The sequence below is a fragment of the Ectobacillus funiculus genome (assembly GCF_004138295.1).
GTDB classification, from domain to species: Bacteria; Bacillota; Bacilli; order Bacillales; family Bacillaceae_G; genus Ectobacillus; species Ectobacillus funiculus.
Genome location: NZ_SCFM01000006.1, coordinates 124326 through 139477, shown reverse-complemented (window position 1 = coordinate 139477; position 15152 = coordinate 124326). Strand labels below are relative to the sequence as shown.

At 39.2% G+C, this 15152-nt stretch carries 11 protein-coding genes; 7 read left to right on the top strand and 4 right to left on the bottom strand.

All coding sequences use genetic code 11. The features are described 5' to 3' along the window. The first annotated feature begins 71 nt into the window (after window positions 1-71). The 5 genes from EP737_RS05015 (at window position 72) to EP737_RS04995 (ending at window position 7031) form a co-directional block, all read left to right on the top strand. Window positions 72-1832, top strand: a complete 1761-nt coding sequence (locus EP737_RS05015; protein WP_129726835.1) for a cache domain-containing sensor histidine kinase — start codon at window positions 72-74, stop codon at window positions 1830-1832. Further along, window positions 1822-3000, top strand: a complete 1179-nt coding sequence (locus EP737_RS05010; protein WP_129726834.1) for a response regulator — start codon at window positions 1822-1824, stop codon at window positions 2998-3000. The genes EP737_RS05015 and EP737_RS05010 overlap by 11 nt, the downstream gene beginning before the upstream one ends. 88 nt (window positions 3001-3088) lie before the next feature. Further along, on the top strand, window positions 3089-4348 hold the full coding sequence (locus tag EP737_RS05005) for an ABC transporter substrate-binding protein (protein WP_129726833.1): 1260 nt from the start codon (window positions 3089-3091) through the stop codon (window positions 4346-4348). Window positions 4349-4834: 486 nt separating this feature from the next. Next, window positions 4835-6082, top strand: a complete 1248-nt coding sequence (locus EP737_RS05000) for an MFS transporter (RefSeq protein ID WP_129726832.1) — start codon at window positions 4835-4837, stop codon at window positions 6080-6082. 328 nt (window positions 6083-6410) lie between these two features. Further along, entirely contained in the window at window positions 6411-7031 is a 621-nt protein-coding gene (locus EP737_RS04995) for a GntR family transcriptional regulator (RefSeq protein ID WP_129726831.1), read from the top strand. Between the two features lie 59 nt (window positions 7032-7090). On the opposite strand, the gene EP737_RS04990 is transcribed toward EP737_RS04995, so the two are convergent. After that, a complete protein-coding gene (locus tag EP737_RS04990; RefSeq protein ID WP_129726830.1) occupies window positions 7091-8656 on the bottom strand; it encodes an ABC transporter permease/substrate-binding protein in 1566 nt (521 codons plus the stop codon). Beyond that, complete coding sequence (locus EP737_RS04985) at window positions 8656-9780, bottom strand: ABC transporter ATP-binding protein (protein WP_129726829.1); 1125 nt, start codon at window positions 9778-9780, stop codon at window positions 8656-8658. The genes EP737_RS04990 and EP737_RS04985 overlap by 1 nt, the downstream gene beginning before the upstream one ends. A gap of 617 nt (window positions 9781-10397) precedes the next feature. Between EP737_RS04985 and EP737_RS04980 the strand changes: the two genes are divergently transcribed. Beyond that, complete coding sequence (locus EP737_RS04980) at window positions 10398-11393, top strand: LCP family protein (RefSeq protein ID WP_246040178.1); 996 nt, start codon at window positions 10398-10400, stop codon at window positions 11391-11393. Between the two features lie 248 nt (window positions 11394-11641). Here the strand turns inward: EP737_RS04980 and EP737_RS04975 are convergent, their stop codons facing one another. Next, a complete protein-coding gene (locus tag EP737_RS04975) occupies window positions 11642-12892 on the bottom strand; it encodes a trehalase family glycosidase (RefSeq protein WP_129726827.1) in 1251 nt (416 codons plus the stop codon). A gap of 193 nt (window positions 12893-13085) precedes the next feature. Between EP737_RS04975 and EP737_RS04970 the strand changes: the two genes are divergently transcribed. Then, complete coding sequence (locus tag EP737_RS04970) at window positions 13086-13334, top strand: hypothetical protein (RefSeq protein ID WP_129726826.1); 249 nt, start codon at window positions 13086-13088, stop codon at window positions 13332-13334. A gap of 41 nt (window positions 13335-13375) precedes the next feature. Here EP737_RS04970 and EP737_RS04965 read toward each other — a convergent pair whose 3' ends face one another. Beyond that, the gene (locus EP737_RS04965) at window positions 13376-15082 is read right to left on the bottom strand and encodes an Rqc2 family fibronectin-binding protein (protein ID WP_129726825.1); all 1707 of its coding nucleotides are present in this window, start codon (window positions 15080-15082) and stop codon (window positions 13376-13378) included. Window positions 15083-15152 lie beyond the last annotated feature (70 nt).

Sequence of the window (15152 nt, the reverse complement as noted above, 5' to 3'; positions counted from 1 at the left end):
CATTAGCGAGTAGGTGGCGGGTAGTTCAAGGTAAACTACTGTGTGAAAAATAATGATGTAAGGTGTATATAATGAGATTCCAGCAAAAGGTATTGATTGCATTTCTAGTGTTAATCTTGGTGCCTATCATCATTCTTGGTGTTGTTTCGTATCAAGTTTCGTCCTCTGCATTAAAGGAGAAGGTAGGGAAAGAAACATTACAAACTTTAAAGGCAACCAATACAAATTTACAGATGGTCATGTCAGAGGTAAACTCTTTTTCGAATTATGTAATAGCTTCTCAAGAAGTTGAAAATTTTCTTAGATATAATCAAGAGCAGTCAATTGTTAATTTTTACAGCAGCGGACAATCACTGGCGGGATTGCTGTATACCCAATCAAGATTAGATGATCTTATTCTTTATAGTACAAAGGGGCAGGTTTACCATTTTCGGAATAATGCCATTCCCTCATTAAAAGAGTTTCAACAAACAGGGTTTTATCAGAAAATCGTCAGTGAAAAAGGACGGGCAGTTTGGTTATCTCCAGTTCATAATGAAATCTTTACTTCAGGAGACACTCCATTTTATATTCACGGTCGTGCTATTAGAGATCCTAATACACTTGAGGATATCGGGTATGTGGTTATGAAAATTAAAATTGATCGTTTTGACGAGATTTTCGCGAATCTTTACAAGGATGACTCCGAGGAAATGATTGTCGACGAAGCGGGAAGAATTATCTATCATCGTAATCGGGATTTGATTGGCAAATCGATGAGTCTTAAAAATCGTTCAAACATACTTTCAGGTAAAGATGGAACCGGTATCGATTATTTAGACGGAGAAAAAAGCTTGGTTACCTATATTTCCGGTACCTTGAAGGACCGTGACGCGACCAAGTATTTTCTCGTTTCTATTAAGCCATGGCATACGATTTCAAGTGAAACGCAATATATTCGGCAAACGACATTTGGACTTGTTTTGACTGTATTAGTGTTTGCTGTTTTGTTTAATCTCTTCTTTTTAAACCGGATTGTCAGTTTCATTACGGAGTTCCTAAACAAAATGAAACGAGTTGAAAAGGGCGATTTGACCGCAAGGATGTCATCGTTCCCCTTTTCAGAGTTAAATCATTTAGCGAAAAGCTTTAATGAAATGGTAGAAAAAACTGTTGTTTTACTGCAGCGAATCAAAAGTGAGCAAGAATTAAAGAGAAAAGCCGAATTCCAGGTTTTGCAAAATCAAATTAACCCCCATTTCTTATATAACACGCTGGAATCGATTAATTCTCTGGCAGTTTTAAATGACCAGCAAGATATCAGCAAAATGACGATTCATCTTGGAAAGCTGCTGCGCATTAGTATTAATGCTTCCGATGAGGTATCTGTTCAAAATGAAATAAGGCATGTGATGAGCTATATGGAGATCCAGAGGGTCCGTTATAATGATGGATTTACATTTTCCGTAAAAGTTGATGAAGCTTTATTCCATTATCAAGTATTAAAGCTTGTCTTACAGCCCCTGGTCGAAAATATTTTGATTCACGCGTTTGATCGTAAGCAACGAGATGCGATGATTCGAATTACAGGAGGAATTGAGAAGGGAAAAGGATATTTTTATATTGAAGACAATGGAAAAGGAATAAGTCCTGGGGTTCTTCAGCTATTGAACGAACGAAATCAAGGAGTGCAAACGAGTAAACAAACGAGCCATGGTGTGATGAATGTGCAGAATCGTTTAAAGCTTTATTATAGTGAGCTATTTGGCTTAATGATTTGTTCGACAGCGAATGAGGGAACGACCATCAAATTAACATTTCCGCTGCGTAAGGGTGAAGAAGATGAAATATAGAGTGCTAATTGCTGATGATGAGTCACTTATTGTTAAGAGCCTACTAAAGGCTGTTGATTGGGGAGCTCTTCAGTGTGAAGTAGTAGGAACAGCCGAGGATGGAAACGAAGCTCTTGAGCTGATAAGGATACATTGTCCTCATATTGTAATAACAGATATTTGTATGCCGGAGCTCGGCGGAATTGAATTATTAAAAGCATTGCAGGCCTTTTCTGTTAGACCAGAGGTGTTATTGGTAAGCGGATATAATGAATTTGAGTATGCCAGAGAAGGATTACAATATAATGCGTTTGATTATATACTAAAGCCGATTGATCATGAGGAGCTTACAGCATGTATTCGGCGAATGATTAATCAATTGAAGGGAAAAGAAAAAAGCGATTACGAGCTAAAGAAGCACAAAATGTATGAACTGCTCATTCTTGAGAATGATGCTGAAACCTTGATGGATGAGCAAGGAGCATATGCTACCATGATCGTACAATTTCGGGACTCAGCCGAGCAGAATGAAGCAATTTTGAAGCAATGGATGAGCGGCAGAGAAAAAGAAGGAGCGTTTTTTCAAAACTTTTTATTTAAGTTAGAAAATAACCGATTTCTTATTATTTGTGTGAATACAGCAGGTGACTGTGAAAAGCTATCTAGTTACGTGATGGAATCTGCTCATCAGGCAGCCCAAATGTTTCTGGAGAATTGCACAATTGCAATCGGGAAATTCGTAAGCAGGATAAGCGAACTGCCAGCGTCTTATCAACAAGCCAAGCAATATATAGAAAAAAGTGCGTTTTTAAAAATGAGTATTGTGACTGAGGAAGATATTAAGGCTGAGTACAAATCAAAAAATACCCCCGATGCTTTAGTCAAAAAAGCTGAACAATTTTTGCAAAACCACTTTACTGAGAATATCGGCATTGAGACTGTCGCAGAACAGGTAGGACTCAGCGTCAGCCACTTCAGTGTATTGTTTAAACAAAAAACACGAGTGACATTTTTAGACTACCTAACGAAATTAAGGATGGATCATGCATGTCTGCTGCTAGAAACGACAGATCTAAAGACATATGAGATTGCCAATCTGGTTGGTTATACGGATCAGCGCTATTTTAGTCAAGTGTTTAAGAAGTATGTAAACCTTACTCCAAGTCAATATCGAAAAAAGGCAGAATAGGTTCTCTCACGAAGGAGTGGGAGAATTGTTTTCTTTACACTTTAAAAGCATAAATAGGGAAATACATTTGAACCAAGGAGGAGTGAAAGTGAAAAAAAATGCTGTTCTCCTTGCAAGTTTCTGCCTGGTGATGAGTCTGTTCTTGAGCTCGTGCGCCTTAGCAAGAAAAGATGATACCGCTGTAGAGAAAAAAGAAAAGAAGAAACTTGAATTTTTTCATGGGAAAATAGAATCAGCGAAAATCTTTGAAGAATTAATCCAAGAGTTTGAGAAGGAAAATCCGGATATTGATATTGAGAATGTGTATGTCCCGTATGGCTCAACCGTTCTAAAAACACGGATAGCCCGCGGCGATATTCCAGATATTTTTGTGACGTATCCGATCGAATATGATTATATATTACGTGTAAACAAAGGATATTTATTAGATCTCACCAATGAAAAATTCGTTAAAAATATCCAACCCGAGATTCAAAACCGTTACTTAGTAAATGGCAGAATGTACGGAGTAGCTTTATCGCAAAATGCTGTTGGCGTTCTATATAATAAAGATATCTTTACAGAACTGAAGCTGAAAATTCCTAGAACATGGGATGAATTCATTCAAATAATGGAAACGATTCGGAAAGCAGGAAAGCAGCCGCTTTTAATGGCCAATAAAGATCCTATACAGATTAGCGTTTTTAATTTGAATCTTGTTGCGAACGAGTTTGACAGTCAATATTGGGACAAGGTAAATAAAGGGAACGTAGACATTAGTAATGATAAAAGATGGATTGAAGTTTCGGAAAAAATGCTGCAAGTTCTTCCTTACGTTCAGCCCGATTCCTTTCGTGCAGATTCTGATCAAATCAAAAAGGCATTTGCAAACGGAGAGGGTGCCATGTATGTGATGGGAACATGGGCTCTTCCTGATATTGAAGCATTCAATCCAAATTTAAACTACGGTATTTTTCCGTTCCCCGCTACCAATGATCCTGAAAAGAATTATGTGCTAGGAGGGGTAGATGCAGGCTTTGCTATCTCAGCTGACACTCCATATCCTGAAGAAGCGAAACGGTTTTTGGCGTTTTTGGTTCAAACAGAGAACGCCCAAAAATTTTCGGATTATGAAGGCAGCATTAGTGCGGTGAAAGGTGTTCAAATGAAAAAACAAGAAGTGAAATTGCTCGACAAGCTTGTAAAGCAAGAGAGGGTCGTCAATTGGCCGAATCACTATTGGTTGGGTGGCACTGCTGCTGAGGATGAGTTTAGAAAGTATTCACAACAGTTTTTTATCGATCGTAATATAAGTGCGTATCTTGAGAATCTAGAGAAGATGTTTGCAAGCTACAGGCAGGGCAGATAAAACATATAGAGCGACCAAAGAGGAGAATTTCCTAGCTCCTTTTTGGTCGCTTTTATTTCACTTTAAGAAAGGATAACTTTTTGGAGTGATGTCCAGCTCCCAAGGCCCAAAATGGCAGTGTAGGGCTGAACCTCCGCAAAAGGCAAAAAGCACCTTTTACTCCGGCCCACCCCTACGCTGCCAGAAAAGGCGGGCCCTGTCCGCTTTTCTTAGTGAGCTATCAAAAGAATTTAAACATAAATAAAAAGAACACCTCATTTTGAAAACGTTTCATATTAGCTACAATAAGGGTGTAGCAAGGTTACAGGTACGGGGATTACGCTTTTAATTTCCAGAAAAGTAAGCGCTTTGATGGGGATTTTAAAAAGATCCGCAGGGCATTTCTACTAAGTAGAGATCCAGTTGGAAAGAGTAGTCTTTTGCAAGTATGTTACCAACACAATTGCAGTAAAGCATGTTACATCTTTAGTTAAAGGAGCGATTAAAATGAAAAGTTCAAAAAGTTTATATTGGAAGTTAAGTGCTTATTTCTTCTTTTTCTTTTTTACTTGGTCATCTAGTTATTCTTTATTTTCGATTTGGTTAGGACAAGAAATACATTTAAGCGGATCTGCTACAGGTATCATCTTTTCTGCAAACGCTATATTTGCTTTATGTATGCAGCCTTTATATGGTTATATTTCTGACAAAATAGGTTTAAAGAAAAACATCTTATTTTTTATTAGTATTTTACTAGTATTTGTAGGTCCTTTTTATATCTATGTGTATGGTCCATTATTACAACACAATGTCTTTCTCGGTGCAATTGTTGGGGGGCTATATTTAGGGGTTGCTTTCTTAGCTGGTATTGGAGCGATTGAATCGTATGTTGAAAAGGTTGGTCGCAAATATAATTTTGAATATGGGAAATCAAGAATGTGGGGTTCGCTAGGATGGGCAGCAGCGACATTTTTCGCAGGTCAGCTGTTCAATATCAACCCTAATATTAACTTTTGGATTGCATCTGTTTCGGCCATTATCTTAGTTGCAATTATTATGTCTGTGAAGGTAGAACTAACAAATCAAGAACTTGAGAAAGCTGATTCTGTTACATTTAAAGATGTTGGAGAATTGTTCTTACTAAAAGATTTTTGGTTCTTAATGATGTATGTAATTGGAGTGGCATGTGTCTATGGTGTATATGACCAGCAGTTCCCACTGTATTACTCATCCTTATTTCCAACCGAAGCCTTGGGTAACCAAGTATTTGGATATTTAAATTCATTTCAAGTGTTTCTAGAGGCTGGTGTTATGTTCCTGGCACCAACCATTGTAAATAAGCTTGGCGCAAAGAATAGTTTACTTTTAGCAGGATTTTTGATGGCTTTTCGGATTATTGGGTCCGGACTTGCTGTGGAACCAATCGGAATTTCAGCGATGAAATTAATCCACGCGTTAGAATTGCCGCTTATGCTCATTGCTATTTTTAAGTACTTGGCAGCAAATTTTGATACACGCTTATCTTCCGTATTATATCTGGTAGGTTTCCAATTTGCGAAACAGGTTGGGGAATCGATTCTCTCACCAATTGCAGGTGTTATGTATGATAGCCTGGGATTCCGTTATTCTTACATGCTAATGGGGGGATTGGTTTTATGCTTTACCATCATTTCAATCTTTACCTTATTGGGGAATAAAAACAAAAAAGGCTTACAAGAGGCTTCAGAAAAGTTACAACAGGCTCAGGCTATATAGGGAAATGATCGGATATATAAGGAAATTTCTTTCAAGAGCTTGTTATGTACTGATTATGCTCCACGTGTAACAGGTTTATAAAGATTAAAACTAGCCAAGTGCTTTGACAGAAGCCTTGGCTTTTTAACGCTGTAGGAAATTTTAGGAATACAGTATAGGTAGGGCTGCGCCTCTGCTTTCTTTAGCGAATGCTGAGCTAAAGATAGTATTTTTGAACTATAATGAGAGTTCAACATTTTTCTTCTCGCATATAAGCAGTGAAAAGGTTTATAGTAGTAATGACCATAGTTAGTATGGATAATTTTTTGGAATTGTGGTGGAGAATCGAATGCAGCAACGCGTACAAATGCCGACGTATGAGAAAATCGCAATTGACATTGCCAATCGGATATACGGTGGGAAATTTAAAGTAGGGGAGAGAATACACGGAAGATCCACGCTCGCAAGTGAGTACAATGTATCGCCGGAAACTGTAAGGAGAGCCATTAAGATATTAGAGGATGTCGAAATTGTTCAATCTGCTAAGGGCAGCGGCGTTATTATAGCGTCTAGAGAGAATGCTTTTAAGTACATTAGCCGTTTTTCTCAGCTAGAAAGCATTAAAGATTTAGAAAAACAAACGAAAGCACTAATAAAAGAACGTGAGAAGCTGGATGAACAGTTATTTGAAACTGTCCACAAAATTTTGGACTACGCGGGAAAGCTGCGGCATACAAACCCAATTGCCCCATTTGAAGTAGAAATTGTGCCGACATGCAGCCATATTGGGAAGACTATATCTGAAGTGAAGTTTTGGCAAAATACAGGTGGAACGGTAATCGGAATTAAGCGCAATCATGAATTAATCATTTCTCCAGGCCCATATGTGCTCATGCTAGAGGGAGATATATTGCTTATTATTGGTAATGAGCAGACGTATGAGAGGGTAAGACACTTTTTGGCGGAATAGAAAGAAGTTAATATAGTTAATAAACCCCCGCTTGGAGTATGCCTCAAGCGGGGGAGATGTTAATCAATTAATTTCTCTTTTTGAAGGAAGTCCTTTGCAACCTTCGCTGGGTCTTCTTTCAGGCTATCTACTCTGTAGTTGAGTTCTCGCATTTTTTCATCTGTCAGTTTGCCTGCCAGCATATTAATCGTACGTTTCAGTTCAGGATATTTCTTTAAGGTATCCTGCTTCACAATTGGTACAGCATAATAAGGAGGGAAGAAGCCTTTGTCGTCTTTTAATACTTTGAGGTGAAAAGCTTCTAGCAAACCGTCTGTTGAGAAAGCATCAATCACATCACTTTCCTGATTTTGCAGTGCAGTATAACGAAGTCCGCCGTCTATAGCCTTCACATCTTTAAATTGCATGTTATACGTTTTAGCAAGCCCGATCAGCCCATCATTTCTGTTAGGAAACTCAATTGTGGGACCAAGAACTAACTTATTACTCACTTTTGCAAGGTCAGAGATTGTGTTTAGCTTATATTTCTGTGCTGTATCCTGACGTACTGCTAAAGCATACGTGTTGTTGAAGCCGATTGGTTTCAAAAGCTCAATACCGTATGTTTTTTGAAATTCCTGCTGAACGGTTTTGTATACTTCATCAGGATTATTAATAGCCGGTTTCTTCAAAATATTTACCAAGCCTGTTCCTGTATACTCCACATATAAATCAATATCACCGGTATTTAAGGCATTAAACGCAACCTGTGTTCCACCGAGGTTCATTTTTCTTTCCACATGAATATCCGTTTTATCTTCAATTAAATCTGCGACCATGTTTCCTAAAATAATCTGCTCACTGAAATTTTTTGAGCCAATGGTGATGGTGTCTTTTGCATCTGCTTTTGAATAGATAGCAGTTGCGCCGACGCCAACGACTAAAATAGCTGTCGCAGAGAGCAAAATCCCCTTCTTCAATGGTGATTTCGAAGATTTGGAAGCCGCAGCTTGCTGTTTGCTTTTATAGGAGAGGGAAGATTCGAGTTTCCCTACGATATAATCAATCAGCAAAGCAAGAATACAGGCAGGAAGAGCACCTGCTAAAATCATGTTGTTATCCACGGTTTGTACACCCGAGAAGACAAGGTAGCCAAGTCCGCCAGCTCCAATAAACGCCGCAATTGTCATCAGGCCAACCGCTGTTACGGCGGAAATGCGAATACCGGCCATAATCATTGGAAATGCTAGAGGTAATTGTACTTTTTTCATTGTTTGGCTCTTTGTGAGGCCAATCCCCCTTGCTGCTTCAAGGATATCTGCATCAATATTTGTGAGTCCTGTGTAAGTGTTTTTCACAATTGGCAAAAGAGAATAGAGAACAACCATGACAATGGCTGGTGTACTTCCAATTCCGATAAAAGGGATTAATAGGCCGAGCAATGCTAAGCTGGGGACAGCTTGAATAATGTTTGCAGCCCCAATAATCGGCTTTGAAAGATTTTTATGTTTTGAAATTAAAATTCCAAGCGGAACCCCAATTGCAATGGCAACTAATACCGAAACAATGCTTAGATAGAGGTGCTGTCCAAGCAAACTGAGAATCTGATCATGCTTATTAGTAAAAAAGCTCCATAATCCATTCATTAAAAAGCCACCTCCAAATCAATTAATTGGCTGCTTAGCTCGGAGAGAATGCTGCTTCTTGTAATGAGGCCAGACAATTGATTCGCTTGATTGACAACGGGAACATAGCCAATTTTGTGATCATTCATTGTTTTTAATACAGAAATCAAATTTGCATCCATGGAAACTGTCAGTACATTGCGCTCCATAATTTCTCCTACTAGAGCATTTCGATTTTGCAGTTGAATGCCTTTTAGCGTTACCAGTCCTAAAAGCAAATTCGTTCGGTCTGTTACTAGCAAACTATCTACTTTGTTAGCCTTCATAATTTCAATTGCCTGCAGCACATTTCGGTTCGGTGTAATCTTTACTGGATTGGAAATCATAATATCCTCAGCCTTTAACAGTTCTGGGTTATTCCATACTCTCCGTTTTCCAATAAAGTTTTCGACAAATTCATTAGACGGATTCTTCAAAATATTCTCTGGTGTGTCAAACTGGAGGATGTCTCCGTCTTTCAATAAGCAAATTTTATCTGCTATTTTAATAGCTTCATCCATATCATGTGTGACAAAAATAATAGTCTTATTTAATTCTTTTTGCATTTGAAAGAGTTCCTCTTGCAGGGAACTTCTCGTTACTGGGTCTAAAGCACTGAATGGCTCATCCATTAAAATGATGTCTGAGTCCGTAGAAAATGCCCGTGCTACCCCAATTCGCTGCTGTTGTCCTCCGCTTAGCTCTTTTGGAAAACGGTACATATATTCCTGAGGATTCAGTCCGACCATTTGAAGCAACTCCGCTGTCTTTTTTTCAATTGCCTCTGGCGCCTCTCCCTTTAGTTTAGGGATAAGTTCTAAATTCTCTTTAATGGACATATGCGGGAAAAGCCCTGTGTTTTGGATGACATAACCAATGTTTCGTCTAAGTTCAATTGTATTGAGAGCTGAAATGTCTGTTCCATTTACAAAAATCTTTCCTGATGTCGGTTCACTCAGCTTATTAATCATTTTTAGCAATGTTGTTTTGCCGCAGCCGCTCGGACCAATAAAAACAACAAGTTGCCCTTCTTCAATCTCTAACGAAAAGTTACGAATCACTGTTTTGCTATGATATTTCTTTTCTATATTTTGGAATTTTATCATCATATACCTCCTTAGTGATATAGTTTATATTCCACAATCAACAACTTAATGTTAACATAGGAGTTGTTACTTGTCTAATTCATACAATGATTGTCTCCTGTTCATCAGCAGTGTTTGGAGAAGGGAGATTTAATAAAAGCAAGAGGATTATCAGTCTTTACAGAAGGCAGTCAGTTTGATATAAGAGAAAAGCTATCGGTTTCTCGAGAGGGAGTACAATAAACACAAGATGGCTCTATGTTATAGGAACACCAAGTGAAGCAAGTGATCTTATGCATGCGGAATATTTGACTTTAGGTGAAATGGCCCATGCATAAGCATCCAAGCCTGATGTTTCTTCCAGATATGAAATATCCAGAAAAATACTTTCGGAATATAAAGAGATATAGATTTTTTCATTTTTTCATTCCCTCTTTCAAATCAAAATGATAGAATAAAATATGTAACAAAAGGGGTAGGTTTCAGGAGACTAGTAGACAAAGAAGAACAAGGGTCTCCGTATTTGTACCATTTGCAGAGGTTGCTTGGAGAATAGTATGACTTTCTCCGCATTTGGTTTCACACTAAATGGAAACGTTGTTGCACGATGTTTTTCAAATCGATAAATAGGGATAGGAATGAAGAGATGCATGGAAGATAATAGGCAAAACAAAAGAAAAAAGCGAAAGACCTTTTTATATGTTTTACTTACGCTGCTCCTCATAGGCGGTGGGGGAGGGATATATGCGTACCAAAAGTTTTCGCCAGAGAACTATTTTAAAAACGTTTCGGTGGTAACGCAGCCTGCCGAAGCAAGTGAGACAAAGCCAAAGAGCGGTGTATTTAATGTGCTCATTATGGGAACAGACCAACGACCGGAGGATCCAGCCGGACATTCTGATTCTATGATACTTCTTCACATGAATTTAGATAAAAAGCAATATAATGCAATCAGTATTCCGCGTGATACGCGTGTGTATGTAAAGGACTACGATGGCTACACGAAGCTGACAAGTGTTCAATACATTGTCCAAGCTGAAAACAATTCCCTAGATGATGGGGTGAAGGCAGCTGCTCAAGCTGTTAGCGACTTGACAGGAGTACCTATACATTACTATGCGGAAACAACTTACTGGGGATTGAGGGATATTATCGACTCATTGGGCGGGATTGACATTAAACTTCCTTATGATGTGGAAATTACGCATTCATGGATTCCCCAGAACCATGGTAAAGTCGTTGCGGCTGGAAAACAGCATTTAGATGGAACGATGGCTGTTGAGGTTGCCAGGGAGCGCCACGCGATTGCGGAGGGGGAATTTGGCCGGCAGCAGCTTCAGGAAAAGGTTCTTCTAAGTGTGGCTGATGCCATGTTGGAGCCGCAAAATATTGTGAAATTGCCGAAATTTGTTAAAGCATTACCTGATGTTATCACTTCTACAAATATGACGCAAACAGATGTGCTAAGCCTTGGACTTGCGTTAAAGAGCTTCAAGCCTGGGCAACTAGCCTATCATCAATTGCCTGGCGAGTACACAACGAGGTACGATGATCTGCTCCAAGCTAACAATGATGAGTTTGTTGTAGATTCGAAGGAGATTAAGGCGCTGGTTAAGAAGTATTTCAGCAATTAGGAAACGGTTGATTTTCTCTTATAACAGAGGATTTCATCAATTGTTTGGACGATATAAGAATTATTTAAGGAGCTGGCCCTTTTTAGGGGTGAGCTCCTTTTTACACCTTAGGAAGTATAAAATTCCAGCTAGAGGCGAATTCGGCGTAGCCGGAAATTCTAGGGGTAAAGTATAAGTGTAGCTACGTCTCTATCTTCGCCAATCAGCGAGTTTTCCTTAGTATACCTTGATGCCATACAAAAGCTGATTCATTGGATTGTACATCCTAAAATATCAACTGCGATTTTTTCATAAATTGCATTCGTCCAGCCAAAGCCTTCTTGAGATGGATATCTCCCTACCGTATCAATGTTAAGCTGAACAACGTTGTATTTTTCATACAGTTTGCCGTGTGTTAAAAATACTTGCGTGCATAAATAAATCCAACGTTTAGCAATCTCCATGGCTTCTCTTTCAAACCCGTAATTTTTCAATCCCTGAATCACAATCCATTGTAAAGGTGCCCATCCATTTGGATAATCCCATTGAAAACCAGATTTGACTGTCGAAGTAACCATTCCCCCAGGATAAAGAAATATGGGAATGTGTTGTTTGATTCTCGCCGCTTGTTGAGAAGAAGCGACGCCAGCCCACAATGGATAAAAAGTTGCAAGAGAATAGTATGGATATTGTTGGTTCGTTGTAAAATTGTAATCTAGATACAATCCTAAATCGTTATTCCATAAATATTTATCCATTAATTTCTTTCGCCTGTGGGCTCTATCTCTCCAATTGCTCGTTTCATCATCAAGTTTCAATATCTGGGCAAACTGTGATAAATCTATTTCATATTTATATAGTAAAGAGTTTAGGTCTACGGGGATGAAGTTTCCGCATTCTCTATGAAACCGGCCTGTGTAATCCCATCCAGATTCAGCTTCCACTCGCTCTTGCCAGAAATGAGGAGGAAGATAAACTTCGTTAAAGTGGAGGTAAGCTTCTCCCTTTATTTTCAGCATGGATTCTAAATGATCGTAGTATTTATTAAGTCCGATTTGCTCGTTATAACGGGTTTTAGAATTCATCCAAACTTTATAGTATTCTATTTTTGCCCAATCATAGGCTTGCCTAAGCCATTGTGTATCCCCATTCCAAACCTCGTGAATCATAGAAGTGAGAAAGGGCGGCTGTGAGCGACTTAAATGAGCCAGTTCAGAACTATTGGGTATAAGGCCAAAGCTTCTCAGTTCATATAAAAAATTTTCAACAATCCATCTTGCTAATTGATCTAATTTGGAGATTTTTAATCCTAATATCATAAAATAGCTGTCCCAATAAAACAATTGCTGAAATATACCTCCAGGGACAGCGTAAGGATAGGGCAAATACAACAGTTCATCTTTTGTATAAGGCGGACTTTGTTTAATGAGATGTTTCCAAAATTGATGAATATAGTTCATCACACGTTCAATATTTTTATCCGTGCATTGAATTTTGATCTCTGGTAAATGAATATTCAATCCGTTCCCTCCTGTAAAAAACGACTGATACACCTAACTTATACAGAGAAACTAATGAATAGAATGAAACAATTGTCATAGTCATGCAATTGTTGCCGTGTATATGCAACAATTACAATAGGAATAGGCGTGTTTGTAGTATAATTATTATTGGGGAGAGAGGGAATGTACATAACAAGGGAGTGAAGATAGAATGACTAGAAATGTAAAACCGTGGAAAATTGTAGGTTTGGTTTTTTCGATTGCAGTAATTGTCTTATTAGCAATGGAGAAATTTATGTATGCCGTTGTACTCAGTCAGTTTGTTCTTTGGATGGGCTGTACGATGCGAAGGACAAGATTGTTTGGACAGAAGAAATATAAAGAGGCTAAGAGGTTTCAAGCATTAGCTTATGTGTGTGCCCTATTGTTTACAACCGGAGCAATGGTTTTATGGATATAAGAAATGATAAAAAAGGCGAACGGTGCTCGTTCGCCTTTTTGCTATTTCTTAAGTTTTAGCACGACATCTTCATCTGGTGTTACATAGAGTGTCTGTTGGTTGTCATATGTTACAAAGCCAAGCTTTGCACCGCTTGGTTTTTTGACATGCCGGATTTTTGTGAAATCAACCGGAACGGAGCTGGAGCTTTTCGCCTTGCTAAAGTATGCGGCCAATATCGCAGCCTCGTGTAAGGTTTGCTCGCTTGGCTCGACGTCGCGGATTAATACGTGGGAGCCCGGAATGTCCTTGGTATGCAGCCAGATTTCATCGCGGCGCGCCAGCTTATTCGTTAAATAATCATTTTGCTTATTATTTTTGCCGACAAAAATTTCGATCCCGTCGCTTGATACATATGTATCAAGAACAGGTTTAGACGGCTTTTGCTTTTTTTGCTTTGTGCGGCTGCGGATGTATCCCTCTTCCGCAAGTTCCTCGCGAATTTCCTCAATATCTCGCTGCGAAGCCGATTCCATCTGCTGCAGCAGCGCATCGAAATAGACGATCTCTTCTTCTGTCTTCATGATTTGCTCTTCAATGATTGAAACAGAATTTCGGGCCTTTTGATATTTGGAGAAGTAGCTTTGTGCGTTTTCTGACGGCGTTTTAAGAGGATCGAGAGCAATGGTAACCATCGTTCCATTTTCGTCATAATAGTTCATCACTTCGATTTCCGTCATTCCTTTTTGGAGCGCGTACATATTGGCTGTTAGCAATTCGCCATGCAGCTGGTATTCCCCTGCTTTTTCAGCATCCTGCAGCGTCTGCTGTAGCTTGCCCAGCTTTTTCTTGTTTTTTTCCAGCTCATTGCTGATGAACTTCTCTAAATCATGTCCCTGCTGTTTCACGCGATCGCGCTCTGCTTTACCAAAAAAGAAGCGGTCAAGCAGCTCGCTTAAGGTAGCGAAGCGTTTGCTTTCGCCTGTTACATGGGATAGGGGCAGCATATAAAAATATTCTTTATTGTCCCCTGTAATCATCTCAGGCTCGTAGCGATGCTCTTTCAGTGTGTGCAGCAAATCAAAAAAGACAGGCGGCAGCGTTTGCTCATTCACAAGACCTGCACGGGTGATAATTTCTTTGGCAAATAACGGCGACAGACCTGCGAAGCGGTCCACAAGCTGTTTATCCATTTTGCCGCTCATAAAGTCAAGCTGCAGCAAAAACTGTTCTTTCGTCTCTATCGTGAATGGGTTAACTTTATGCTGAGCGGGCGGCGCAACATATTCATAGCCTGGAAAAACGGTGCGGTGCCGGTTCACAGCAGGGGACAGATGTTTGACGCTGTCCAAAATGAGATTTGTTGCTGTATCGATCAAAATGATATTGCTGTGCCGGCCCATAATTTCTACGATTAATGTTTTTTGCGATTCATCCCCAATTTCGTTGCGGCTTCTCACAGTAATATGAACGATACGCTCAAGTTCTTGCTGCTCAATACTTTCGATAATACCTCCTTCGAGATGCTTGCGCAGCAGCATGCAAAACATCGGCGGGAGAGCGGGGGAATCATAGCTTTGCGCTGTTATATGCATGCGTGCATACGTTGGGTGCGCAGATAGAAGCAATTTATGATTTTTCCCTCTTGCACGAATATGTAACAAAATTTCATATTTCGAAGGCTGATATATTTTTGAAATCCGACCGGATGATAGGCTTTCCTGCACTTCTTTTGTGATTGCGCGTGTAAATAATCCATCAAAGGACATCGGTAACACTCCTTTCTTGATGCAATCGTCGTTCAATTATAGCATTTTTTAGGACGAGGCTGAATACCAT

Bases quoted from the DNA above. Each gene is read 5' to 3' on its own strand.
- EP737_RS05000 (WP_129726832.1), top strand. From the start codon at position 4,835: ATGAAAAGTTCAAAAAGTTTATATTGGAAGTTAAGTGCTTATTTCTTC.
- EP737_RS05010 (WP_129726834.1), top strand. From the start codon at position 1,822: ATGAAATATAGAGTGCTAATTGCTGATGATGAGTCACTTATTGTTAAG.
- EP737_RS04990 (WP_129726830.1), bottom strand. From the start codon at position 8,656: ATGAATGGATTATGGAGCTTTTTTACTAATAAGCATGATCAGATTCTC.
- EP737_RS05015 (WP_129726835.1), top strand. From the start codon at position 72: ATGAGATTCCAGCAAAAGGTATTGATTGCATTTCTAGTGTTAATCTTG.
- EP737_RS04985 (WP_129726829.1), bottom strand. From the start codon at position 9,780: ATGATAAAATTCCAAAATATAGAAAAGAAATATCATAGCAAAACAGTG.
- EP737_RS04965 (WP_129726825.1), bottom strand. From the start codon at position 15,082: ATGTCCTTTGATGGATTATTTACACGCGCAATCACAAAAGAAGTGCAG.
- EP737_RS04995 (WP_129726831.1), top strand. From the start codon at position 6,411: ATGCAGCAACGCGTACAAATGCCGACGTATGAGAAAATCGCAATTGAC.
- EP737_RS04970 (WP_129726826.1), top strand. From the start codon at position 13,086: ATGACTAGAAATGTAAAACCGTGGAAAATTGTAGGTTTGGTTTTTTCG.
- EP737_RS04980 (WP_246040178.1), top strand. From the start codon at position 10,398: ATGAAGAGATGCATGGAAGATAATAGGCAAAACAAAAGAAAAAAGCGA.